This window comes from Ornithinimicrobium sp. CNJ-824 (assembly GCF_001942405.1).
Lineage (GTDB): Bacteria > Actinomycetota > Actinomycetes > Actinomycetales > Dermatophilaceae > Ornithinicoccus > Ornithinicoccus kibberensis.
Genome location: NZ_MKKA01000005.1, coordinates 69,856 through 93,759 on the forward strand (window position 1 = coordinate 69,856; position 23,904 = coordinate 93,759).

Genomic DNA, 23,904 nt, shown 5'->3' on the forward strand with positions numbered 1-23,904 from the left:
CACTGTCGGCCGGTTCTTGACGACGGCTCCGGCGTTTCCGCAGGTTGCGGTCGGGCGTCTCGTCACGATCCGGCTGAGAGTCGCGCCGACCCGGCAGGCCGAGACCCGGGCCGGCTTCACCGCAGGGCCAGCTCCAGCCAGTCCGCGACCCTCGGCGTGGGGACCGCGAGCCGGTCGGGGTCGACGGGGCCCAGCAGCCGCAGCCACGAGGCCGCCCGGTGCACGGCGCCGAGCCGGTCGACCGCCTCGAGCACCTCGGGAAGGTCGCCGGCGCCCGACCAGCCGCCCGCGCCCGACGAGCCGCTCCCAGCCCGCCCCCCGAGGTCGACCTCGGGCCACCGCTCGAGGTAGGCGTCCACGATCCGGCGCGTGAGCGGGGTGTCCGGCCACGGGTCGGTCAGGGGCACCCGGGCGGCCAGCCGGACGGTCGTGTGCAGCACGGCCCACGGGTGGGACCGGACGGAGTCGCCCAGGTCGAACACCCGGGCCGGGCCGCCGGGCGTCGACGGGCCGACGGCGTTGCGCGGGTGGGCGTCGTTGGGCTGGAGGGTCTGCGGCAGGCCCGTGCCGGCCAGGACCTGCATGCGCTCGTCGAGGCGTCGCAGCCCGTCGTGGCCGTCCGGTCCCTGGCCGACCAGTGCCCGGGCGCGGGCCGGGTCCAGGTGCTGGGGGTCCGCGACAGGCAGCCGGGCGAGCCGGTCCACCGTCGCCTCGACCCACCCGGCCGCCGCCTCCGCAGGCAGCGCCGGGATCATGTCGAGCCGGTCGTGGTGGGGTGCGCACGCCCGCTGCAGGTCAGCCACGTCGCCGACGAGGTCGACCCAGTCCTGGGGCCGGGACCCGTCCAGGGTGGGGCCGCCGTCCGGCAGCAGCCACCACCCGCGCTCCTCGTCGACGGCCCACGGGGCCACGACCCGCTCCGGCACGACCTGCCCCAGCGCCTGGAGCAGCCGGCCCTCGAACGCCTGCCCCGGGTTGCCGACCTTGAGCCAGGCGCGGCCCCCGTCGCCGGCGCTACCTGCGTGAGGCACGACGAGCACGGCCGACCAGAACCGGATCTTCTCCGGCACGAGCGGACCGGACCGCACCAGGCCCCGGGCCGCGAGCACCTCGTCGGCCCACGCGGCGGCCTCCTGCTGGAACGTCGTCCCGGCCCAGCGCCCCACCAGGTCCTCCATCCGGGCAGGCTAGCGGGCGGCCGTGGACGAGGTCCCCGGACGGGCGGGGCGCGTCGGGCCGGCGCCACGTCATACCCCGGTCTGACCCGGGCCGCCCCAGGACGGGCCCACGGACCGACGCGCGCCGCACCCCCGGGTCCATAGCGTCGCCACCATGACGACCACCACGACCGGGACGAGCCCGGACCGGACGACCTCGGACCGCCGCGCGGCGCTGGCCGCCAGCACCCTCGACCTGACGAAGACCTACGGCAGCGGCGAGACCGCGGTGCACGCCCTGGAGGGGGTGTCCGTCGGGATCGAGGCGGGGCGGTTCACCGCGATCATGGGGCCCAGCGGCTCGGGCAAGTCCACGCTCATGCACCTGCTCGCCGGCCTGGACACGCCGACCTCGGGCCGCGTCTTCCTCGGCGACACCGAGCTGACGTCGCTCTCGGACCGGCAGCTGACCACGCTGCGGCGGCGCGCGGTGGGGTTCGTCTTCCAGGCGTTCAACCTCCTGCCCACGCTCACCGCCCGGCAGAACATCCGCCTCCCGCTCGACCTCGCCGGCCGTCGCCCGGACGCCGACTGGGAACGGCGGATCGTCGACGGTCTGGGGCTCGGGGACCGCCTGGCCCACCGGCCCGGGGAGCTGTCCGGCGGGCAGCAGCAGCGGGTCGCGCTGGCCCGGGCGCTGGTCACCCGGCCCGAGGTCATCTTCGCCGACGAGCCCACGGGGGCGCTGGACTCCACCACCGGCGCGAGGTGCTCGCCCTGCTGCGCCGCTCGGTCGACGAGTGGGGCCAGACCGTGGCCATGGTCACCCACGACGCCAACGCCGCCGCCGTCGCCGACCGCGTGGTGCTGCTCGCGGACGGACAGGTGGCCGGCGAGCTCGTCGACCCGGCCGTCGACGCGGTCCTGGCCGCCGTGCGCGACCTCGGGCAGGCGTGATGGGCACCTGGCGGACCGCCGGCCTCGCCTCCCGCGGACGACGCCTGCTCTCGGCGGCCGTGGCGATCGTCCTCGGCGTCGCCTTCCTCGCCGCGAGCCTGGCTCTGCTCACCACCGCCCAGCGCGGCATGGAGGACGCGGTCGCCGCGGGGGTGCGCGACGCCGACCTCGTCCTCACCGTCGAGGGGGAGGGGATCCCCACCGCGGGGTATGACGCCGCCGCCGCTCTCGACGACGTCGCCTCCGTGCGGGGCGAGACGGTCGTCACCGGTGCGCTGACGCCGCAGGAGTGGGCCGTCGGCGCGCCGGTCCCGGTGACGGGGGTGACCCTCCTGGAGGGGCGCATGCCCGGGGCCACCGGCGAGGTCGTGGTGAACCCCGAGCTGGCCGAGGACGTCCCGGTCGGGGAGACTCTGGAGCTGGCCCGCCCGCCGCTGGAGGACGCGACGACCCCCGACGTCACCACCGTCGAGGTCGTCGGTGCCGTGGACTTCGGCGACACCGACCCGATGCTGTCGTTCGGGCCGGCGTTCGCGGCCGATGACGCGACGCTGCGGCACATCGAGCCGGAGCTGACCTACGGGTCGGTGATGGTCGACCTCGTCGAGGGCGCCGACGAGCCGGCGGCGCGGGAGGCGCTGACGGCCGCGGTGCCCGGGGCCGAGCTGCGGACCGGTGAGGAGGCCGCCGCCGACCGGGTCGCCAAGCTCACCGGCGGCACCGACGTCGTCGGGGCCGTCCTGCTCGGCTTCGGCGCCGTGGCGCTGCTGACGGCCGCCATCGTCATCGCCAACACGTTCACCATCACCCTGGCCCAGCGCACCTCCGAGCTGGCCCTGCTGCGGGCCGTGGGCGCCACGACGCGGCAGGTCCGCTCGCTCGTCGTCCTCGAGGCCGTGGTCCTGGGGCTGGTCTCCTCCGCCCTGGGGGTGGGCCTCGGGCTGCTCGCCGGGCTGGGGCTGCTGGCCCTGGGCCGCCGGGTCGACCTCGGGCTGCCGCTGCCGGACGGCCTGGTCCTGACCCCTGTCGTCGTGGGCGTCCCCCTGCTGGTGGGGGTGCTGGTCACCGTGCTCGCCAGCCTGTGGCCGGCGGCCCGGGCGACCCGCGTCTCCCCGTTGGCGGCGCTGCGCCCGGTCGGGCCCTCCAGCGGACGGGTGCGGGTGAGCCGGGGCCGGATCGCGGTCTCCGTGCTGCTCGTGGGCGCGGGCGTGGCCGCCATGGTGCACGCCGCCACCTCGCGGGACGTCCTCACCGGCGTCCTGGGCGGCGCGGTCTCCTTCGCCGGCGTCCTCGTGGCCGCGGTGGTCCTCGTGCCGGCCGCGGTGCGCCTGCTCGGGCTCGCCGCCCGTCCGGCCGGGGTGCCGGGGCGGCTGGCGGTCGACAACGCCGTCCGCAACCCGGGCCGGGCGGCCGCGACCAGCGCCGCGCTCGTCGTCGGCGTCACCCTCATCACGATGACCTCGGTCGGTGCGGCCACCGGGGAGCGCACCGCGATGGGCGAGATCGACGAGTCCTACTCGGTGGACCTCGTGCTGTCGGCGGGTGCCGAGTACGCCGGGTCCGCCGACGGCACGGACGGGCTTGACGCGCTGCCCGTGCCGGCGGACGTGGCCGACCGCCTCGAGGAGGTCGACGGGGTGGCGACCGCGAGGGTGGCGGGCACGGCATACCTGGTGCTCGGGGAGCAGGAGGGGGGCGGGACCGCCGCGGTCGGGATCGACCCGGCCCGTGACGCGGACGTGGTCCGGGGCGACGAGCAGCTGGCCGCCCTCGTGCCCGGCACCGTCGGCATGGCCGACGGGATGCGCGCGATCCACGGGCTCGAGCCCGGCGACCGGCTGCGGGTGACCGGCGCCGGGGGCAGCGCCGAGCTGGAGGTGGTGCCGTTCGCGATGGGCTACGACGTCGCGGTGCACGTCGAGGACCTCGCGGCGCTGGGCGGGGACGCGGTCGCGCCGGGCACGGTGCTCCTCCGGCTGGCCGACGACGTGGACGTGGCCGGCACCATGGGCGCCGTGTCCGACGTGGCCGACGGGAGCAGCCTGCAGATGTCCGGGTCGGCCGCCGACCGGGTCGCCGTCACCCAGGTGCTCGACGTGCTCGTGCTCGTCACCACGGGCCTGCTCGGCGTGGCCGTGCTCATCGCGGTCGTGGGCATCGCCAACACGCTGTCGCTGTCGGTGCTGGAGCGGCACCGGGAGCACGCCCTGCTGCGCGGCCTGGGGCTGACCCGCGCCCAGATGCGCTCGATGCTGCTCGTCGAGGGCGTCCTGCTGGCGCTGGTCGCCGCCCTCGTCGGCCTGGGGCTCGGGCTCGGGTACGCCGCGCTCGGGGTCCAGACCCTCCTGCCGGAGGACGTCGGCGTCCGGCTGGCCGTGCCGTGGGGCCGCGTCGGGATCATCGTCGGCGTCGCGCTGCTGGCCGGGGTGCTGGCCAGCGTGCTGCCGGCCCGGCGGGCGGCCCGGGTCAGCCCGGCGGAGGGGCTGGCCACGGGATAGCTCCGGACGGGACCACCGACCCGGCGACCCGCGCGGGACACGCGGGGACGCCCCGCCGCCCGGTCACCTCGTGGAGGTGGCCGGGCGGTCAGGTGCGGTCGGCGTCGGGGAGGTCGGCCTCGGAGCGGTCCGGCCGAGAGCGGTCGGCGCCCAGCAGCGGCTGGATCTCCGGGTTGCCGTGCACGGGCCCCGGCAGGGGGCCGACGGGTCGGATCTCGTCGGGGCTGGCCGTGGCCGGGTGCTCTGCCAGGTGCCGCGCCACGACCTCGGTGATGTCGAGAATGCCTCCGCCGCCGTCGTCGCCCCCGCCGCCGTCGTCGCCCCCGCCGCCGTCGTCGCCCTCGCCGCGGAGCACCCGCACCTCCCCGTCCGCCACCTCGAGCGGGCCGACCTTCCCGGCGGCGGCCTCGTAGAAGTAGCCGGCGACCGTGTAGGTCGCCTCCGGGTCGAGCGGCTCCGGGGTGCCGTCCGGGTGGCCGTCCGTGCCCGCCCGGCGGACCGTCACCGCCGACGTGCGCGAGCCCTTCTGCGCCCCCGGGTCCAGGTCGTAGGAGACCCCGGCGAGCGCGTGCAGCCAGCCGCCCTTCCACGCCCACGGGTCGGGGTCGAGCGCGCCCGCGGCGGAGTTCTCGAGGAGCGTCGCGAGCTGGCTGCCGGTCACCCGCCCGACGCCGACCTGGGCGCCCACGGGCAGGTAGTGGTAGAGGTCCTCCAGCCGGACCGGGCCCGGCGCCACGTGCGTGCCGTAGCGGAACCCGCGCAGGTGGCCCACGTCGGCCCCGGCCTGCTCGCGGATGGCCGCGGCGATCATGTCGTGCGAGCTCCCGGAGACCACCGCCGGCGTCGGGTCGTGGACGAACCCGCTGCGGTGCAGGGGGATCTCGGTGCGGCCGACGACCTCGTCGATCGGGCGCCTCAGCTCGGCGCCGTTGAACGGGTTGCGGTGCGGACGGAAGTCCGGGCCGGACAGGAACGGCCGACGCACCCGGTCGACCAGCTCCTCCACGGCCGGGTCCGGCTCGAGGTCCTCGCCGACGGTGTGCAGGGCGTAGTCCCAGGCGGTGACGCCGTCGTCCCCGACCGTCAGGTCGAGCACGCCGACCCGGGTGCCGTCCTGCCCGACCTCCGAGACCAGTGCACCGGTCGAGGTCGGCACGACCTGCCGGGTCTCCTCGTGCATGTCGGAGGAGAGGACCACGTCGATGCCGGGGACGTCCTCGGCGATGAGGATGTTCTTGGCTAGCCCGAACTCGGAGACCAGCACCACCAGGTCCACCCCCTGCTCCCGCAGGTCGGCCACGTGGCCGGCCACCTCGGCGGCGTCGCCGGTGAACTCGATCCCCTCCGTGACCCACGGCCCCAGCGCGTTGATGGCCCGTTCGCTGGACAGGCCGACGAAGCCCACCCGCAGGTCGCCCACCGCCACCACCCCGGTCGGCGGCAGCAGCAGGTCCTGCGTCCCCGCGTGGTAGACGTTGCACGCGAGCGCGCCCCAGCGCTGCCCGGCCGCGATCCCGGTTGCACCCGGCAGCCCCGTGCCCGGACCGAAGAGCTCGAGGAAGCGCTCCTTGCCGTACAGGTAGTCCCAGTTGCCCGGCGCGAACACGTCGACCCCCAGCCGGTCGACGACGTCCACGAGCGCCTGCCCCCGGGTGAACAGGGCCTCCGCGCTGCCCTGGATCGTGTCGCCGCTGTTGACGAGCAGGGAGTGCGGCCGCTCGGTGCGGACGCGGTTGACCAGCGTGGCCATCCTGGCCAGACCCCCCTCGGTCCCGCCGGTGCCGTCGCTGCGCAGGTGCGGGCGGGGGACGAGGTGACCGTGCAGGTCACCCATGTGGATCAGGGTCAGGTCGGTGCCCATGTCGCCTCCATCAGGTCGGGGATCCTGCCAGCCGCTGCCGCAGGCCGCTCGCCCGGACGACCCGCCGGTCCACCGCGGCCCGGACGACCTCCTCCGGGGCGACGACCCGGACGGTCTCCTCGGCCCGGGTCACGGCGGTGTAGAACAGCTCGCGGGTCAGCAGCGGCGAGTCGGCCTCGGGCAGCAGGACGGTGACCTCCCTGGCCTGGCTGCCCTGGGCCTTGTGGATGGTCATCGCGTGCATCGTCTCCACGTCGCCGAGCCGACTGGGGGCGAACCGCGTGGACCCGGTGGCGCCCTCGACGACCGCCATCCGCACGGGGGTGCCGTCGGGGGTGCGCGAGGCGACGACGACCCCGGTGTCGCCGTTGAGCACGCCGGTGGCGTAGTCGTTGGCGGTGACGAGCAGGGGTCGGCCGACGTACATCTGGTCGTAGAAGGTCAGCCCGGTCTCCTCGGTGAGCCAGGTCTCGGTCAGCTGGTTCCAGGTGCGCACGCCGTGAGGCCCGGTGCGGTGCGCGCAGAGCAGCCGGTGGTCGCCGAGGGCGGTGAGCGCGCCCTCGGCGTCCCCGTCCCGCGCGGCCGTGAGCACCCGGTAGGCCTGCTGGGTGAGCAGGGGCCGCAGGGTGGTCACCGGGTCCTCGTCGCGAACCCAGCGCACCTCGTCGCTCCCGGCCGACAGGGCGGCGACGACGGCGTCGGCGTCCCCGACCCGCAGCGCCTCGGCCAGGGCGCCGATCGTCTCCCCGAAGCGGTGCACCGTGCGCAGCCGGGCCAGGGCGACCGGGGGGTCGGCGGCGACCTCGGCCCCGGCGACGAGGTCGGCCAGGACGGCGCCGGCGTCGACGGACACCAGCTGGTCGGCGTCCCCGACGAGGATGAGCCGGGCCTGCGGGCGTAGCGCCTCCAGCAGCCGGGCCATGTGGGTCAGGGACACCATCGAGGCCTCGTCGACGAGGACCACGTCGTGGGGGAGCCGGTTGCCCCGGTGGTGCCGGAAGCGGGAGCGGCTGTCCGGGCGCCAGCCCAGCAGCCGGTGCAGCGTGCTCGGCTCGACCTCCCGGAGCCGCTCGACGACCGGCCGGGTGTCGTCGGGGGTGCGGCGAAGGATCTCGTCCAGCGCCCCGTTGACCGCGACCCGGACGCGGGCGGCGGCCTTGCCGGTGGGTGCGGCCAGCCCGATCCGCAGCGGCCGTTCGCCGGCCGCGTGGGCCTGCTCGGCCAGCAGGGCGAGCACCCCGCGACGGTGGTGGTCTTGCCGGTGCCGGGGCCGCCGGTGATCACGCTCGTCCGGGAACGGGCGACCACCTCGGCGGCGGCGCGCTGCTCGGCATACCCCTCGCCGGGGAAGATCCGGGTGAGCCCGGCGGTGAGCACCTGCTCGTCGACCGCCGGGGCCGGCAGCGCCGCCCGGGCCCGCAGGTCCTCGACGACCTGGACCTCCTGGTGGTGGTAGCGCTGCAGGTAGACCAGTCCCTGGTCGACCACGAGGGCGCCGGAGCGGGCCAGCTCGCTGGCGGCCACCGCCTCGGTCCAGGCGTCGGGGGAGGGCCAGGGCAGGCCGGGCAGGGTCTCGGCGCCGGTGGTGGCGAGGTCGGCGAGGTCGACCGCGACCGACCCGGACCGCACGGCCCGAGTGGAGACCGCGGCGGCGAGGACGGCCTCCTCGTCGTGCTCGCCGCAGACCCGGGCCAGGGTCCGGGCGAGGTGCACGTCGGCGGCGGTGAGGACCCCCGCCCGGTTGAGCTCGCCGAGGGCGCCGGGGGTGTCGACGGCCAGCCGGCGGTCGTGCTCGACCGGCTCGAACACCTCGAGGATCGTCATGCCGCCCCCTCGGTGGTGCGTCCGTCGAGCAGGTCGGACACCCCGGTGACCAGCGCCACCGGCGGCCGCCAGGAGAAGACCCCGCACGGGTGGCCGTCCACGGCCGGGGTGTCCGGGCCGCACATGCCCCGGACGTAGAGGTAGAGGACCCCGCCCAGGTGCCGCTCGGGCCGGTAGCCCGGCAGCCGCCAGCGCAGGAAGCGGTGCGCGACGACGGCGTAGAGCAGCGCCTGCAGCGGGTAGGAGGAGTGGCCCATCGCCTCGGCGAGCTTCTCCGGCCGGTAGTCGGCGGCGGTCAGCGGCTCCTCAGGACGGCCCAGCCAGTTGGTCTTGTAGTCGACGACCAGGTAGCGCCCGCCCGTGCGCAGCACGACGTCCACCGAGCCGGTGAGGTAGCCACGCAGCGGCTGCTCGGCCAGCTCGGAGGAGGAGTCGAGCACGTCGGCCCAGCCGCGGACGGGGTCGCCGGCCGGCAGGTGCGCCCGCAGGAGGGGCACGAGGTCGCCGAGCCGTGCACCGGTGGCCGACCCGGGCCGCGCGCCCCGCGTCGGGCCCTCCGCCACGTCCCCCACCGGGTCGCGGCGCAGGTCGCCCCCGCCCAGCGGGAGCTCGAAGTCGAGCTCGCACAGCCGGTCCGCCCGCCCGATCTGCCGCAGGGTCACGCCCTGCGCCAACGGGCCGAGGGGCGTGTCGCAGACGTCGACCAGGGCGTCGGCCAGCTCCTCGGGGTCGAGCTCGACCGGCCACTGCACCAGCTGCTCCCGGACGTGCTCGAGCAGCTCGGCGCGCAGGTCGGGCGCCTGCGGGTCGGCGTGCTCGAGCACCCCGTGGACGAGCGAGCCGAAGGTCGCCCCCACGGGCAGGTCGGCCATGGGCGAGGCCACGTCCTGCCCCGGCAGGACGACCTCCAGCCCCGGCAGCGAGGGCGTCTGCTCCACGACGGGGTCGACGGTGTCCGGCTCGTCCTCCCGAGGCGAGAGCTCAGGCTCGCTGCCGACGCCGCCGGTCAGCTCGTGCCCCTGGGCGTCGCGCGGGGTGGACAGGGCCGTGTATGACGTGCGCCGCCAGTCCGTGTCGATCCGCCGGGTCCAGGTCGCCAGGCGGGGCGGGGGCGGCTGGTCCGTCGCCACCGCCGGGACGTGCTCGGCGTGGTCGGCCCGCTCCAGGGCGAACGCGCCCAGGGCGGCCCACTCCTGCAGCCGCGCGGTGGCGAAGTCCTCCGCCGGCACCGGGACGGTGTCCGGCACCGGCCCCTCGCCGGGACCCCGGCCGAAGAGAATCCGGTGGAGCGGGGAGGGGCTGGTGTTGCGGCCGCTGGGCGACCACCAGGTCACGACCTGGGACTGGGCCCGGGTGAGGGCGACGTAGAGCAGCCGGAGAGACTCGCCGGCCTCCTCGGCCTTGTGGCGGGCGACCGAGTCCTTCCACTGCGGCCCGCTCGCCCCGCCCACGTCGATCCACCGGGTCCGTTCCGGCGGGTCCTCGTGGCACAGCGGGATCGACGGCGTGTCCGGCACGTTGCGGTCGACGAGCGCCGGCAGGTAGACGACGGGGAACTGCAGGCCCTTGCTGCCGTGGACGGTGAGCAGCTGGACGGCGGCGGCGTCGCTGTCGAGCCGGCGGGTGCGGGCGTTGGTGGACGTCGGGGCGTCCTCGGCCATCTGGGCACGCAGCCACTCCAGCAGGGCGACCAGGCCCAGCTGGCCCTCCCGGCCGGCCTCGTGCAGCAGCTCGGCCACGTGCTCGACGTCGGTGAGGGTCCGTTCGCCGCCGGGCCGGGCGAGCACCCGCGCGGTCAGCCCCTCGGCCACGAGCCGCTCCAGGACGGCGGCGATCCCCTGCCTGGCGTGGACGGCGGCCAGGTCGCGGCAGGTCTGGGCGAGCAGGTCGTCGAGCTCCTCGCCCCCCTCGTCGACGGCGACCGGGTCGTGCCCGAGCAGGTCGGTCAGGGCCGCGGCCCGGGTCAGCACCGACCGGTGCGGGGCGACCATCGCCTCCAGCAGGGTGAGCCACTCGTGGGCGGCCCGGGTCTGCAGGACGGACATGCCGCCGGCGCTGACCGCGTGGATCCCCAGGTCCCGCAACGCGTCCTGGGCCCGGACGAGGTCGCTGCCCTTGTGCGCGAGCACGGCCACGTCGCTGGCCCGCACGGGGCGCCCGTCGAAGGTCGCGTCCGACCCGAGCAGAGCGGCCACGTCACGGGCGAGGTCGGGGAAGACGTGCTCGCGGAACGGGCCGATGCGGTCGCTGCCGCCGAGGTGCTCCTCCAGCAGCACCTGCCGCAGCCGCACCGGGGCGTCGCTGGGGGCCCCGTCCAGGCGCCTGACGTCGATGGCCGCCTCGATCGGGTGGACGACGATCTGCGGGTCGCCCAGCTGGGCGCCTCGAGCAGCGTGCCCAGGGCGCGCACCACGCCGGCGTCGGAGCGGTAGTTGCGGGGGAGGGTCCGGCGCTCGCCCGCGGCCTCGGCGGCCGTGAGGTAGGTGGCGATGTCGCCGCCCCGGAAGCCGTAGATCGCCTGCTTCGGGTCGCCGATGAGCACCATCGCCCGGCAGTGGCCGGTGAAGGCCCGGTCGAGCACCTGCCACTGCACCGGGTCGGTGTCCTGGAACTCGTCGACGAGCACGACCTGCCAGCGCGCCCGCATCCGGTCCCGGGCCAGGGAGTCCGGGTCCTCGAGCGCGTCCGCCAGCTGGGTGAGCAGGTCGTTGTAGTGCATGACCTGCAGGCGGCGCTTGCGCACGTCGAACTCGGTGCGCACCGCCCGGGCGAAGCCCGCCCGACGGGCCGGCACCGACCGCGGCTCGGCGGTCTCCGGCCGCAGACCGGCGTGGATGTCGTCCACGGCCGTCCGCGCGATCTGGAGGGCCGCGGACCGGTTGAAGAGAACCTTGCGGTCGTTGCGGAACCCGCGCAGGTAGATGTCGTCGACGACGTCGACGAGCAGGTCGTCGAGGTCCTCGACGAGCGTGGCCGAGGCGTCGGTGGTGCCGGCCACGCCCAGGCTGCGCAGCACCTCCTGGCAGAACTGGTGGACGGTGGCGATCGTGGCCGCGTCGAAGTCGGTCAGCGCCGCCCGGACCCGCCGGTGCATGACCCGCACGGTCTCCTCGTCGGCGGCCAGGAGGTGGGCGACGAGGGCGTCGCCCGGAGGGCAGGACCGTTCGCGCAGGCAGCGCTCGACGAGCACGAGCTGCTCGCGGACCCGGGCCCGCAGCTCCTGGCTCGCGGCCCGGCTGAAGGTGACCACGAGCAGGTCGCGCAGGTCGGCCTCGCCCTCGGCCACGAACCGGGCCACGAGGGCGGCGATCGTCCACGTCTTGCCGGTCCCGGCGCTGGCCTCCAGCAGCACGGTGCCCTGCGGCAGCGGGTCGGTGATGTCGAAGTGCTCCACCGGCTCAGCCCTTCCCCATCGTCTCGTGGTCCAGGACCGGGCCCCACAGCCGCAGCGACAGCTGGCCCAGCCGGTGCGGGACCTCCGGGACCCAGCGTTCGTCGTCGAGGGGGGTGCCGACGACGGCGGCCAGGGGCAGCACGTCGCCGAGGACGTGCTGCCAGGAGGTGTCGTGCTGCTCCTGGCGGATGCCCCAGCCGCCCTGGCGGGTCTCCCAGCCGCGCTGCGAGGCCCGTTCGTCGGCGGCCTTGACGCTGCGGTTCTTGAGGTACTGCTCGGCCCAGGCGCGGCTGGTCTCCACCGGCAGCGGGACCACCGCGTCCAGGCCGCGGTCGCGCAGGTCGACGAGCCGGGCGAGGAGCTCGACGGCCTGCTCCCGGGGGACCGGGCCGTGGCTGACGTGCCCCACCGACTTGACCCTGCCGAAGCTGTAGCGGCCCAGGTGGTGGCCCCGGGCCTGCTCCTGACCGGCGGCGGCCAGGACGAGCGCGGAGATCCAGGAGTGCAGCCGGTGCTTGGCCTTGACCGAGGAGAAGCTGACCGACAGGGCCGACCCGCCGACCAGCCCGCCCAGGGTGCCCACCAGGCGCCGGTCGCCGGGCAGCGGCAGGGCGATGTCGACGTCGAGGCTCTCCCGCTGCAGCGCCTGGCCCCAGCCGCCCTGACCGACGGCCCGCCAGGTCGCCTGGCACAGCTCCTGCACCTGGCTGGTGAGGTCCTCCATCGTGCGGTGGCCGAGCGCGTCGGGCGGCAGCTCGCCGCGCCAGAGCTCGGCCTCGCAGGTCGCGCCGGGGTCGCGGCCGGCCAGGACCGCGGTGAGCATCCGCTCCCCGATGGCCCACCGCTGCAGGCCGTCGAGCTCGACGGGGATGCCCTCGCCCCGCTGCTCGGGGACCTCCGGCACGTAGAGCCCGATCCGGGAGCGCAGGAAGGCCTTGGCCGGGTTGTCGAAGAAGCGCACGAGGTCGTCGAGCAGCACGTCCTCGCGGGGGGAGGGGGCGAAGGCGCGACGGGCCAGCGGGACGCGTGCGGCGGGCTCGTCCTGCAGGGCCCGGGCACCGGCGAGGGCCGCGGGGTCGTAGCTGAACGGCTCGTCGCCGGGCAGCAGCGGGGTGGTGTCAGGTGCCGTCCCGGCCAGGTTGCGCAGGTCGAAGGGCTGCAGGGGGTGCTCGGTGACGACGCGGTCGACGCCCTTGCCGGTGGCGGTCGCCCGGAGCGCGTCGACCAGCTCGCCCAGGGGGACGGCCGGCGGGCGCCGCTGCCCGGTGTGCTCGTCGAAACCGGTGTAGGTCACCACCAGCGTCTCCCCGGCCGACATCAGCGCGTCGAGGAGCAGCTGGCGGTCCTCGCTGCGGGGGTCGCGCTCCCCGGTGACGGGACGGCGGGCGAGGACGTCGTCGCCGTCGGAGGTCGTGGACCGGGGGAAGTGGCCGTCGTCCATGCCGACGAGGGCGACCACCCGGTGGGGCACCGAGCGCATCGGCACCATCGTGCAGACGGTGAGCGTGCCCGTGCGGAAGTTGGACCGGGTGGCCCGGCCCGCCGTCTGCTCGGCCAGCAGGGTGTGCACGTCCGCCAGCGAGAGGGAGACCCCGTGCTCGCCCGCGACCCGGCCGGCCGCCTCGGCGGTGCGGTGCAGCTCGCGCTCGAGCTGGGCCACCTGCCAGGCGTCCCGGAAGGGCACGTCGGCGAGGTCGAGGACCCCCTCCTCCACGACGCGCAGCCACTGCTCGGCCGTGTCGGCGGTGCGCAGCGCCCGCAGGGTGCGGCCCAGCCGGGAGACCAGCTCGGCGAGCCGGCCGGCGAGGTCGAGGTCGCCGCTGTCCAGGTCGTCCAGCCCGAGGGTGCGGCCGACGTGGTCGACGTCCTCGCCGTCGACCGCCGCCCCCACGAGGATGCGGTCGAGGCCGGCCCGCCAGGTGTTCTGGACGACGTTGGTCAGCTGGTAGTCGGCCCGGTGCTCCCCGTCCAGGCCCCACCGCACGGTGGTCGCACCGACCCAGTCGCCGATGCGCTCCAGGGCGTCGTCGTCGAGGCCGAACCGGTGGCGCACCGCCGCGCTGCGGGCCAGGTCGAGCACCTCCCCGGCGGTGACCCGTCCGCCGGCCAGCTCCACGAGCTGCAGGGCCAGCCGTAGCAGGGGGTTGAGGTGCACCGGGGCCCGGTCGGCCAGGCGGACCCGCAGCCCGTGGGCCGGGTGCGTGCGGGCCGACCCGTCCCGGACGATCTCGCCCAGGCCGAAGCCGGCGTGGACCAGCGGCGCGTAGGCGTCGATGTCGGGGACCATCACGAGGACGTCCCGCGGCTCCAGGGTCGGGTCGCGCTGGAGGAGGTCGGCGAGCACGTCGCGGAGCACCTCCACCTGGCGCGACTGCCCGTGGCACGCGTGGACCTGCACGCTGCGGTCGGTGGCCGGGACCCGACGGGCCTCCCGCGTCGCCCCGTCCGGGGGGCTGTCGGCCCGGATGTCGTGCTGGAGCATCGCGAGCAGGGTGGCCGGGCCGTCGGGGGCCGCGGCGCCACCACGGTCGCCGGGGGAGCTGTCCGGCCCGCCGCCGGCGGTGGACCCCACCAGCTCGTCGCGCCCGCCGGCGAGGGCAGCGTGCGCTGGAGCTCGCGGGCGTCCCGGCCCAGGCTGGCCAGCAGCGGGTGCTGGACGAGCTCGCCGGAGCGGTCGTCCTCGCGGGGCACCGGCCCGACGGACACGACGGGGGCCAGCTCCGCCCAGGCGACGGGCGAGGCCTGGGGCAGCCACAGGTGGACGTCCCGGTGCTCGGCGAGGGCGCCGAGCACCTCGACCTCGCTGCGGGAGATGCGGGTGTGGCCGAACAGCGACAGTCGCCCCGGCAGCTCCAGGTCGGTGAGGCGGCCCTCCCGCAGCGCCGCGACGACCCGGGCGTGCCGCTCGTCCGGCGCCTCGGCCCCCACCACCTCCAGCACCCGGCGCCACAGCGGCGGCTGCCAGGCGAGGTCGTCGGCGACCCGGCCGCCCAGGCCGTCCCCGTCCCCGCCGGCCCGCCAGTCGGTCAGCACCGCCGGCCGCTGGGCCGCGTAGTCGGCGAACAGCCCCGCGAGCCGGCGCGCGACGGCATACCTCCGGCCCTGGCGCAGCTCGCGCTCGGTGCCGGTCTCGGCATACCCCAGGTGGTCGGCGAGCGTGCCCGCCCACGGCAGGCCGAGGCTCTCGTCGACCGCCCGCAGCACCGCCCACGCCAGCTGGCCGGGGCGCCACGGGTCGTCGCGCCCGACGTCGAGCACCATCGTCACGAGCGAGTGCGGGGTCAGGAAACGCACCCCGGCGCACACGCCGTCGTGCCCCGACGGGCCCGACCCCAGCCGGTGCGAGAGCCGCTGCGCCAGCCACCGCTCCACCCCGCGCGCGGGCACGGCGACGACCTCCTCGGCGAACGGGTCCTCGAGCGGACTGCCCAGGAGCTCGGCCAGCCCGTCGGCCAGCACCCCCGTCCCGGCCGCCCGGTGCACGATCAACGTCACGTCCGCGACCCTACCCAGCGGGCCCGACAGACCCGGCCCGGCCTCAGCGCACCCGCACGACCTCGCCGCCGGTCACCCGCAGCAGGTTCTCGAAGGTCAGCGGGACGATCGAGTCCGGCGTCCCGCCCGCGGCCCAGACCTCCTCGAAGGCCCGCAGGTCCTCGTCCACCAGCGTGCGCAGCGGGGCGGGGTGCCCGGCCGGCGCCACGCCGCCGATGACCTGGCCGGTCGCGGCGCGCACCTGGTCGGCGGAGGCCTTCGTCACCGTCCCCGCGCCGACGGCCGCGGCGATGACGTCGGTGTCCACCCGGGCGGCCCCGCTGGCCATGACGAGCAGGGGCTCGCCGTCGGCCAGGAAGACCAGGCTGTTGGCGATCGCGCCGACCGGGCAGCCCAGCTGCTCGGCCGCCAGCGTCGCGGTCCGGGCGTGCTCGTCGAGCAGGCGGATCTCCGCCTCCACCCCGGCGGCGTGGAAGGCGTCCTGGACGATCTGGTTGCGGGGGCGCATGCGGGGAGTATGCCGTGCGCTCACCGGCCTCAGCCGTCGACCCCGCTGCGCTCGCGGTCCCGGGCCGCCTTGCGTGCGGCGATCTCCTTCCACACCGGCGCGTTGGTGATGCCGACGTCCTCGGGGTCGAACACCGGGTCGAGGCCTGCGGCGCGCTGCCGGTCGTAGTCGCGCACGACCGCGGTCGCCTGCCTGCTCAGGAGCACGAGCGCGACGAGGTTGATCCACGTGTAGAGGCCGAGGCCGACGTCGGCCAGGTTCCACGCGAAGCTGGCCGAGCGCAGCGAGCCGAGGAAGATCGAGCCGGCGAGCAGCACCCAGGCAAGGTTCACGACGAGCCGCTCGCGCCGGCTGCTGCGCAGCAGGTAGGCGATGTTGGTGTCGGCGTAGAACGCGAACGACAGCAGCGTGGTGAACGCGAAGAAGAACATCGCGACCGCGATGAACGCCGAGCCGAGGCCGGGGAAGGAGGCGTCGATCGCGGCCTGGGTGTACTCCGGTCCCTGGACCAGGCCGGGCACGTTCTCGGCGACCATCTCCCCGTCCGGCCCCTCGACGTTGTAGGAGCCGGTGACCAGGATCATCAGCCCGGTGACCGTGCAGATGAGCAGCGTGTCGACGTACGCCGAGAACCCCTGCGCCAGACCCTGCTTCACCGGGTGCGAGACCTCGGCGGCCGCCGCGGCCTGGGCGCCGGACCCGGTGCCGACCTCGGAGGAGTAGATCGCCCGCTTGACGCCCCACATGATCGCCGCGCCGAGGATCCCGCCGAACGCCGCGTCCGAGCCGAAGGCGCTGCGGAAGATCAGCCCGAACATCTCCGGGACCGCGTCGGCGTTGAGCACGAGCAGGGCGATCCCGAGGAGGATGTAGGCGGCCGCCATGATCGGCACCACGAGCCCGACGACCCGCCCGATCCGGTGCATGCCGCCGAAGACGACGAGGCAGAACAGCGCGGTGACCACGACCCCGGTGACCCACGGCGGGACGGAGAAGGCCGACTCGACCGAGACCGCGATGTTGTAGGACTGGATCGAGGGGCCGGTGATGGTCAGCGCGAAGACCGCGGCGACGGCATACAGCACCGCCAGCCACCTCCATCCCAGGCCCTTCTCGATGTAGAACGCCGGCCCGCCGCGGTACTCCCCGCCGACCTCCTCCTTGTAGACCTGCGCCAGCGAGCTCTCCGCGATCGCCACCGCCGCGCCGACGAACGCGGTGACCCACATCCAGAAGAGGGCACCCGGCCCGCCGAAGTGGATGGCGGTCGCGACGCCGGCGATGTTGCCGACGCCGACCCGTCCGCCGAGCGCCATCGCGAACGACTGGAAGGACGACAGACCCTGGGTCGAGTCGTCCCCGCCGACGAGGTAGCGGACCATGTCGGGCAGCCGCCGCACCTGCGGCACGACCATGCGGACGGTGAACCAGACGCCCGCCGCGAGGACGAGGACGACCATGGGGGTGCTCCAGAGGAGCTCGTTGACCCTGGCGATGGTGGAGTCGAGCACGGCGCAGACCTTTCCCGGGAGGGTGGGGGAAGACTATGCGCGCGGCGGGCGGGGTGCCCGCCGGAGGAGCAGGGGGTATGCGGTCGCACCCGGTCGGGGGGCGGCCCGCGGGGCGGCGTCCGGCTCAGTAGGTCGTGCGGTCGGGGTTCTCGGCCCAGCGACGCATGACCTGCACCGCCTCCGGCACGTCGTGCCGACGCGCGGGCAGGCGGCGCCGGTCGGGCGAGAGGGCCAGCTCGTCGTAGATGAAGGAGTCGTCGAAGCCGACCTCGGCCGCGTGGTCGCGGGTGGCGGCGTGGTGGATCTGCGCCGGCCGGGCCCAGTAGAGCGCCCCGAGGCACATCGGGCACGGCTCGCAGGAGGCGTAGACGTGCGCGCCGACCAGCTGGAAGCCGCCCAGCTCGGCGCAGGCGCGACGGACGGCGACGATCTCGGCGTGGGCCGTCGGGTCGGCGGTCGCCACGACCTGGTTCCAGCCCTCGCCGACGACCCGTCCGTCGAGGACGACGACCGCGCCGAACGGCCCGCCGTCGCCGCGGGAGGACCCCTCCCTGGCCAGCTCGACGGCGCGGAGGAGGTGACGCCGGTGGTCCTCGCCGGTCGGCGGACGCGTGTCCCGGTCGCCCGAGGCTCCTGCGGCCGGATCGGGCTCGTTCACAGGTCGGCCAGCAGGGTGCCCGGCCGCTCGACGCAGTCGGCGACGTAGCGCAGGAAACCGCCGGCGGTCCCGCCGTCGCAGACCCGGTGGTCGAACGTGAACGACAGCTGGGTGACCTGACGCAGCCTGACCCGCCCCTTGTGGGCCCACGGCTTCTCGACGATCCGCCCGACGCCGAGCATGCCGGCCTCGGGGTGGTTGATGATCGGGGTCGAGCCGTCCACGCCGTAGACGCCGTAGTTGTTGAGGGTGAAGGTCCCGCCGCTCATCTGGGCCGGTGACAGCCTGCCCTCCCGGGCGAGACCGGTCAGCTCCCGCAGCGCGGACGCCAGCTCGGCGGTGCTCATGGTGCCGGCACCGTGGACGACGGGGACGACCAGGCCGCGGGGCGACTGCGCGGCGAAGCCCAGGTTCACCTGGCCGTGCTGCACGATCTCCCCGGCCTCGACGTCCACGGAGGCGTTGAGCTCGGGGTGCCGCGCCAGCCCGGCGACGACGATGCGCGCCAGCAGGGGGAGCACGCCGATGCGGGCGTCGGGCCTGGCCTCGCGCAGGCCGTCCTTGAGCTTCATCAGACGGGTGGCGTCGACGTCGACCCAGGTCGTGGCGTCCGGGATCTCCCGGCGCGAGGTGGTCAGCCGGTCGACCATGATCCGGTGCACGCCCTGGAACGGGACGCGCTGGTCCGCGCGCTGGCCCCTCCGGTCGGCCGGGGCCGTCTCCACCGCGGCCGTGTGCGCTGCTGCCGTGCCCGTCGTGGGCGGCTCCACCGTCGCAGTCGAACGGGCCGCCCGGGCGGCCTCGAGGTCGGCGCGGCGGACCACGCCGGTCGGTCCGGGCTGCACGGAGCGCACGTCGATGCCCCACTCGGTGGCCAGCCGGCGGACGAGCGGCGAGATGACGCGGACGGCCCGCCGGCCGTCGGACGAGGTGTCCGGCGCGGACGACGTGGTAGCGGAGGCGGGTGCCGTGTCGGGTGTAGTCGCGGAGGCGGCATCGTCGGCAGATGCTCCCCGGCCGGCCCGGCGGCGGCCGCCCCGTCGGCGCCGGGCGGGTGCGTCGCCCGCGCCGTAGCCGATCAGCGGCCGCTCCGGCTGATCCTCCGGGTCATCGCCGTCGGCGGGCACGGTCGCACCGGCGCGCTCCTCGGAGCGGTACTGCTCCCCGGCGTGGTCCTCCCCCGCAGGAGCGGGCCCGGCCGGCGCAGGCGCAGGCTCCTCCGCCGCGGGCACCGGCTCGGCCGCGGCCGACACGTCGCCCACGGTGATCAGGGGCTCGCCGACGGCCAGGACCGTGCCCGGCCCGGCGTGCAGCTCGGCGACCGTGCCGGCGTAGGGGCAGGGCACGTCCACCGACGCTTGGCAGTCTCGACCGTGACGACCTCCTCGTCGATGGAGACCTCGTCGCCGACCGCGACGTGCCACTCGACGACCTCGGCCTCGGTCAGGCCCTCCCCCAGGTCGGGCAGCCGGAAGACGAACCCGCTCACGCAGACACCTCCCGGGCCGGCACGGCATACGTCAGGTCCGGCTCGTCGTCCCACTGCAGCCGCGCGACGGTGTCGAGGATGCGGTCGACGCCGGGCAGGTGCGAGTGCTCGAGGATCGGCGGCGGGTAGGGGATGTCGAGGCCGCTGACCCGCAGCACCGGCGCGGCGAGGGAGTGGAAGCAGCGCTCCTGGATGCGGGCGGCGATCTCGGCGCCCATGCCGGCGAAGCCTGCGCCTCGGCGAGCACGACAGCCCGGCCGGTCTTCCGTACAGAGGTCATGACGGTCTCGTCGTCGAACGGCACGAGCGAGCGCAGGTCGACGACCTCGAGGTCCCAGTCCTCCTCGGCCGCGGCGACCTCGGCGGCGCGCAGGGCGTTGGGCACCTGCGGGCCGTAGGTGACGACCGTGACGTCGGAGCCCTCGCGCCGCACCGCGGCCCGGCCGACCGGCTCGGTGGTGGTGGGCAGCTCGACCTCGGCCTTGGACCAGTAGAGCGACTTGGGCTCCATGAAGACGACCGGGTCGTCGGAGGCGATCGACTCGCGCAGCAGGCTGTAGGCGTCGGCCGGGGTCGACGGGGTGACGACGTGCAGGCCGGGCGTGTGGACGTAGTAGCCCTCGGAGGAGTCGCAGTGGTGCTCCACCCCGCCGATGCCGCCGGCGTAGGGGACCCGGATGACGATCGGCATGGTCAGCCGCCCGCGGGTGCGGTTGCGCATCTTGGCGATGTGCGAGACGACCTGCTCGAACGCCGGGTAGCCGAACGCGTCGAACTGCATCTCGATGACCGGCCGGAAGCCCTGCATGGCCAGGCCGACGGCGAAGCCGGCGATCCCGGCCTCGGCCAGCGGGGTGTCGATGCAGCGGTCCTCGCCGAAGTCCCTGGTCAGGCCGTCGGTGATGCGGAAGACGCCGCCGAGCTGGCCGACGTCCTCGCCGAGCACCAGGACGTTCTCGTCCTCGGTCAGCGCGTCCCGCAGGGCCGTGTTGAGGGCCTGGGCGTATGTGGTGGGTCGGCTCATCGGGCCACCTCCTCGGTCTCGGGCCGGCTGGCCTCGCGCTCGGCCGCGACCATCTCCGCCTGCTCGCGCAGCTGGGGCGTGGGACGGGCGTAGACGTGGGCGAACAGGTCGGCGGGGTCGACCTGCGGGTCGGCGTTCATCCGGTCGCGCAGGGCCGCGGCGAACTCCTCGGCCTCCTGCCGGACCTCCTCGACGCGGGCGTCGTCGATGGCGCCCTGCGCGACGAGGTAGGCCTGGAGCCGCACGAGCGGGTCCTGCCCGGTCCACTCGTCGACCTCGTCGGGGGTGCGGTAGCGGGTGGCGTCGTCGGCGTTGGTGTGCGCCTCCATCCGGTAGGTGTGCGCCTCGACGAGGAAGGGGCCCTTGCCGGAGCGGGCGTGCTCGTAGGCCTTCCGGGTCACGGCCAGCACGGCGGCCGGGTCGTTCCCGTCCACCTGCTCGGCGCGCACGCCATACCCGATGCCCTTGTAGGCCAGCGCGGGTGCCTTGGTCTGCTTGGAGAGCGGGACCGAGATGGCGTACTTGTTGTTCTGGACGAGGTAGACCACCGGGGCGTTGAAGACGCCGGCGAAGTTGAGCCCCTCGTGGAAGTCGCCCTCGGACGTGGCGCCGTCGCCGATGAAGCACAGGGCGACCGCGTCGGACTCCCTGCGGCGCAGGCCGTCCGCGGCGCCGGCGGCGTGCACGGCCTGGGTGGCCAGAGGGGTGCACTGGGGGGCGGTGCGGGTGGCCTTCGGGTCGTAGCCGCAGTGCCAGTCGCCGCGCAGGAGGGTGAGCACCTCGACCGGGTCGATCCCGCGGGTGACCAGGGCCATCGAGTCGCGGTAGGTGGGGAAGAACCAGTCGTCCTCCTGCAGCGCCAGCACCGGGGCGACCTGGCAGGCGTCCTGCCCGCGGGAGGAAGGGTAGACCGCCAGACGCCCCTGCTTGGTCAGCGCGGTGGCCTGGGCGTCGAAGCGGCGGCCGACCACCATCGCGCGCCAGACCCTCACCAGGTCCTCCACGGGAGGTATGGCGTAGCCCCGGTCGGTCATCTCCTGCGTGGGTTCGGCCTCGGTCCCGTCGGGCGACAGGAAGCGGACCGGCTCGCGGCACGGGAGCAGGTCGTCGATCTCGCTCATCGTTGAGTCCTCACGGGTGGTGTCGGCAAGACGATCGTGACGTCTATCGTCGCGCACGGCCATAGAGGGATCGACATCCTGGGGACGAGTCGAGACGTCTGGCACAGTGTGTGGATGACCGACGACAGATCGTCCAGTGTGATCCAGGCCACGTCCGGGTCCGGGAGACGCGTGGCTGCCGGCGCGGCGCCCGTGGACGACACGGACCGGGCGATCGTGGCCGCGCTGCGGGCCGACGGGCGGATGTCGGTGCGGGCCCTGGCCGAGCAGGTGCACATCTCTAGGGCCAACGCCTACGCCCGGCTGGAGCGGCTGCAGCGGGACGGGGTGATCACCGGGTTCACGGTGCGGGTCGACCCGGTCCGGCTGGGGCTGATGACGTCGGCCTACGTCTCCGTGTCGATCGAGCAGGGGTCGTGGCGCGAGGTGCTGGCGGTGCTGGAGCAGCTGCCGGGCGTGGAGAAGGTGGCGCTCGTCGGGGCGGAGTTCGACATGCTCGTGGAGGTGCGGGCGCACGACAACCATGAGCTGCGGGACGTCGTCCTCGAGCAGATCCAGGCGGTGCCCGGGGTGAGGGCGACGAGGACGTGGTTGGTCTTCGACGAGTGGAGCACGTGAGGGAGGAGCGGTGGCGGGGACGGGCCGTGGCTTCTACGGTCGAGGTGTCGGGCCGGCCCGACCGGCCCGGGAGAGGACGGAGGACCATGGCGGTCTGCGAGGTCTGCGGCAACGACTACGACAAGAGCTTCGAGGTGATCGCTGCCGGTCAGCGGCACGTGTTCGACAGCTTCGAGTGCGCGGTGCACAAGATGGCGCCGGTGTGCGAGCACTGCGGGTGCAAGGTCATCGGGCACGGGACCGAGGTGGACGGGCGGTTCTATTGCTGCGCCCACTGCGCGAAGGACTCGGAGGGGGACGTGCCGGTCGACGACCGGGTCGGCTGACTCCGCGGTCGTCCCTGCCGACGGTCAGTCCATGCGGGTGCGGCCGTCGATCGACTCGCGGAGCAGGTCCGCATGGCCGTTGTGCTGGGCGTACTCCTCGATCATGTGCACCAGGATCCAGCGGAGCTTCGCCGGGACGCCCAGGTAGGTGGGGCGGACCGCCAGGGTGTCCAGGCCCTCGGGCGTGGCGAGGAGGTCGTCGGTGATCCGGCGGGACTGGGCGACGGAGGCGTCATACAGCTCGAGCAGCTGGCGGGGGGGGGGGGGTGTCCTGGGCGGCGGAGTGCCACTCCCAGTCGGCGTCGGCGGACCAGCCGACGGCGTCGAAGGGCTCGATGAGCGGCCCGCCGAGGAGGTCCTCGGAGAAGAAGCTCGACTCCACGTAGGCGAGGTGCTTGAGCAGCCCGGCCAACGTCATCGTCGACGGAGGCAGGCGCTGGTTGAGCCGGGTGTAGTCGAGGTCCTCGCACGCGCGCCGGAGGGCGGCCCGGTGGCGGTCGAGGGTGTCGAGCAGGACCTCGGCCTCGTCGCCCTGGACCGGTTCCGGCCCGGTCCCGTCGCCCGGGATCGGCTCTGGTGCGGTCTCGTCGGGAGCCATTCCTCCACCGTCGCACGGGCGCGCGGGTCGGTAAAGGGGCGGTGGTCTACGTCAGGTCCTCCCAGACGAACGGGGTGACGGTGCCGGTCTCCCAGTCGCGGCGCAGGATGCCGTAGGCGACGGACGCCACCGGCTCGCCGTCCTCGACGGGCCAGCCCTCCCGGTAGTGCGACTCCTTGAGGAACCCGCAGCGCAGGAACGTCCGACGCATCGCGACGTTGTCCTCCCGGGTCTGCCCCTCGAGTCGGTTGACCTCCGGCATCGTCCGGAAGACGTGGTCGGTGGCTGCCCTGACGGTCTCTACGGCCAGCCCGCGTCCTCGGAAGTCCTGGGCGAGGCGGAGGTCGAAAAGGGGTGCATCGTCGGAGAGGTCCTCCAGGCGAAGGAACCCGATCCGTCCCAGCTCGTCGTGCTCGACCCAGAAGGAGTCGTTGTCCTCGTCCCGGTAGGCGCCTGCTTCGATCCATGCCTCCACCTGCGCCCGAGTGGGTCGTGGGACGACGTGGAAGGGGAACTCGTTGCCAGTCATGAAGGCAATCAGGTCGTCGCGGTCGGCCCCGGTGGGGTCGAGGCGACGGAGGGAGATGCTCACCGGGGGAGGCTACCTGCGCCGATGCGACGATCCGTTCGGGAAGCGTCGGCGGGAGGGGCCGCTCCGTTGGGTTGAGGAGGACCGAGGTGGTCAGAAGGGCGGCGGTCCGTAGGTGGGTTTGTCCCAGGGGGTGTCGTCGTGGCCGTCGTTGTCGTGGGGGGTGGTGGGGTGGTCGGGCTGGGTGGGGATGTTCAGCTTGGGGAGCTGCTCTGGCTGGGGACGGGCGGGCGCGTCGGCGCTGGTGGTCGGGTCGGGGCTGGTGGGTGGGGGTCC

At 75.0% G+C, this 23,904-nt stretch carries 19 protein-coding genes and 4 pseudogenes; 4 read left to right on the plus strand and 19 right to left on the minus strand.

The genetic code is table 11. From position 1 onward, the window contains the following. Nucleotides 1–116: 116 nt before the first annotated feature. Complete coding sequence (locus BJF81_RS02430; protein ID WP_075957007.1) at nucleotides 117–1,178, minus strand: hypothetical protein; 1,062 nt, start codon at nucleotides 1,176–1,178, stop codon at nucleotides 117–119. A gap of 154 nt (nucleotides 1,179–1,332) precedes the next feature. On the opposite strand from BJF81_RS02430, the pseudogene BJF81_RS02435 reads away from it, so the two are divergent. Next, nucleotides 1,333–2,114 (plus strand): annotated as a pseudogene (locus BJF81_RS02435) (ABC transporter ATP-binding protein). Next, complete coding sequence (locus BJF81_RS02440; RefSeq protein ID WP_075957008.1) at nucleotides 2,114–4,612, plus strand: FtsX-like permease family protein; 2,499 nt, start codon at nucleotides 2,114–2,116, stop codon at nucleotides 4,610–4,612. Before BJF81_RS02435 ends, BJF81_RS02440 begins: the two are co-directional and overlap by 1 nt. Before the next feature lie 88 nt (nucleotides 4,613–4,700). Here the strand turns inward: BJF81_RS02440 and BJF81_RS02445 are convergent, their stop codons facing one another. The 14 genes and pseudogenes from BJF81_RS02445 to pdhA form a co-directional block, all read right to left on the minus strand. Continuing rightward, nucleotides 4,701–6,473: a bifunctional metallophosphatase/5'-nucleotidase gene (locus BJF81_RS02445; RefSeq protein ID WP_075957009.1), complete on the minus strand. Its 1,773-nt coding sequence runs from the start codon at nucleotides 6,471–6,473 to the stop codon at nucleotides 4,701–4,703. Between the two features lie 10 nt (nucleotides 6,474–6,483). Next, nucleotides 6,484–7,710 carry an exodeoxyribonuclease V subunit alpha gene (recD, locus tag BJF81_RS02450; RefSeq protein WP_237769969.1) on the minus strand — a complete coding sequence of 409 codons (1,227 nt, stop codon included), beginning with the start codon at nucleotides 7,708–7,710 and terminating at the stop codon, nucleotides 6,484–6,486. A gap of 299 nt (nucleotides 7,711–8,009) precedes the next feature. After that, nucleotides 8,010–8,297, minus strand: a pseudogene (locus BJF81_RS21310) (exodeoxyribonuclease V subunit alpha); the annotation flags it as partial. Beyond that, complete coding sequence (locus BJF81_RS18895) at nucleotides 8,294–10,342, minus strand: 3'-5' exonuclease (protein ID WP_342447049.1); 2,049 nt, start codon at nucleotides 10,340–10,342, stop codon at nucleotides 8,294–8,296. The gene BJF81_RS18895 and the pseudogene BJF81_RS21310, both read right to left, overlap by 4 nt. Continuing rightward, nucleotides 10,261–11,691 carry a UvrD-helicase domain-containing protein gene (locus tag BJF81_RS18900; protein ID WP_237769970.1) on the minus strand — a complete coding sequence of 477 codons (1,431 nt, stop codon included), beginning with the start codon at nucleotides 11,689–11,691 and terminating at the stop codon, nucleotides 10,261–10,263. Before BJF81_RS18900 ends, BJF81_RS18895 begins: the two co-directional genes overlap by 82 nt. A 4-nt stretch (nucleotides 11,692–11,695) precedes the next feature. Beyond that, entirely contained in the window at nucleotides 11,696–14,173 is a 2,478-nt protein-coding gene (gene recC, locus BJF81_RS02460) for an exodeoxyribonuclease V subunit gamma (protein WP_202817403.1), read from the minus strand. Between the two features lie 176 nt (nucleotides 14,174–14,349). Further along, nucleotides 14,350–15,186: pseudogene (locus BJF81_RS20205) on the minus strand (exodeoxyribonuclease V subunit gamma); the annotation flags it as partial. Nucleotides 15,187–15,229: 43 nt separating this feature from the next. Continuing rightward, nucleotides 15,230–15,694, minus strand: coding sequence for a YbaK/EbsC family protein (locus BJF81_RS02465; protein WP_075957010.1), 465 nt, complete (start codon nucleotides 15,692–15,694; stop codon nucleotides 15,230–15,232). 29 nt (nucleotides 15,695–15,723) lie between these two features. Continuing rightward, nucleotides 15,724–17,205 carry an alanine/glycine:cation symporter family protein gene (locus BJF81_RS02470; RefSeq protein WP_237769971.1) on the minus strand — a complete coding sequence of 494 codons (1,482 nt, stop codon included), beginning with the start codon at nucleotides 17,203–17,205 and terminating at the stop codon, nucleotides 15,724–15,726. 124 nt (nucleotides 17,206–17,329) lie between these two features. Then, nucleotides 17,330–17,863, minus strand: a complete 534-nt coding sequence (locus BJF81_RS20210) for a nucleoside deaminase (protein ID WP_075957011.1) — start codon at nucleotides 17,861–17,863, stop codon at nucleotides 17,330–17,332. Beyond that, nucleotides 17,860–19,209, minus strand: coding sequence for a dihydrolipoamide acetyltransferase family protein (locus tag BJF81_RS02480; protein WP_342447046.1), 1,350 nt, complete (start codon nucleotides 19,207–19,209; stop codon nucleotides 17,860–17,862). The genes BJF81_RS20210 and BJF81_RS02480 overlap by 4 nt, the downstream gene beginning before the upstream one ends. After that, on the minus strand, nucleotides 19,131–19,352 hold the full coding sequence (locus BJF81_RS20715; RefSeq protein ID WP_342447047.1) for a biotin/lipoyl-containing protein: 222 nt from the start codon (nucleotides 19,350–19,352) through the stop codon (nucleotides 19,131–19,133). The genes BJF81_RS02480 and BJF81_RS20715 overlap by 79 nt, the downstream gene beginning before the upstream one ends. Beyond that, nucleotides 19,349–20,376, minus strand: a pseudogene (locus BJF81_RS02485) (alpha-ketoacid dehydrogenase subunit beta). The gene BJF81_RS20715 and the pseudogene BJF81_RS02485 overlap by 4 nt, the downstream one beginning before the upstream one ends. Beyond that, the gene (gene pdhA / locus BJF81_RS02490; RefSeq protein ID WP_075957012.1) at nucleotides 20,373–21,497 is read right to left on the minus strand and encodes a pyruvate dehydrogenase (acetyl-transferring) E1 component subunit alpha; all 1,125 of its coding nucleotides are present in this window, start codon (nucleotides 21,495–21,497) and stop codon (nucleotides 20,373–20,375) included. Before pdhA ends, BJF81_RS02485 begins: the two are co-directional and overlap by 4 nt. Before the next feature lie 171 nt (nucleotides 21,498–21,668). Between pdhA and BJF81_RS02495 the strand changes: the two genes are divergently transcribed. Then, nucleotides 21,669–22,115 carry an Lrp/AsnC family transcriptional regulator gene (locus BJF81_RS02495; protein WP_075957024.1) on the plus strand — a complete coding sequence of 149 codons (447 nt, stop codon included), beginning with the start codon at nucleotides 21,669–21,671 and terminating at the stop codon, nucleotides 22,113–22,115. An 86-nt stretch (nucleotides 22,116–22,201) separates the two neighbouring features. After that, nucleotides 22,202–22,441 carry a hypothetical protein gene (locus BJF81_RS02500; protein WP_075957013.1) on the plus strand — a complete coding sequence of 80 codons (240 nt, stop codon included), beginning with the start codon at nucleotides 22,202–22,204 and terminating at the stop codon, nucleotides 22,439–22,441. A gap of 24 nt (nucleotides 22,442–22,465) precedes the next feature. Here BJF81_RS02500 and BJF81_RS18910 read toward each other — a convergent pair whose 3' ends face one another. The 4 genes from BJF81_RS18910 to BJF81_RS17880 form a co-directional block, all read right to left on the minus strand. Then, nucleotides 22,466–22,690 (minus strand): mycothiol transferase, encoded by a 225-nt coding sequence (locus tag BJF81_RS18910; protein WP_342447050.1) that lies wholly within the window; start codon nucleotides 22,688–22,690, stop codon nucleotides 22,466–22,468. Further along, the gene (locus BJF81_RS18915) at nucleotides 22,674–23,039 is read right to left on the minus strand and encodes a mycothiol transferase (RefSeq protein WP_237769972.1); all 366 of its coding nucleotides are present in this window, start codon (nucleotides 23,037–23,039) and stop codon (nucleotides 22,674–22,676) included. The genes BJF81_RS18910 and BJF81_RS18915 overlap by 17 nt, the downstream gene beginning before the upstream one ends. Before the next feature lie 46 nt (nucleotides 23,040–23,085). Then, nucleotides 23,086–23,631, minus strand: coding sequence for a GNAT family N-acetyltransferase (locus tag BJF81_RS02510; RefSeq protein ID WP_075957014.1), 546 nt, complete (start codon nucleotides 23,629–23,631; stop codon nucleotides 23,086–23,088). 90 nt (nucleotides 23,632–23,721) lie between these two features. Continuing rightward, the coding region (locus BJF81_RS17880; RefSeq protein WP_446740531.1) for a hypothetical protein at nucleotides 23,722–23,904 on the minus strand (183 nt) is incomplete at its 5' end.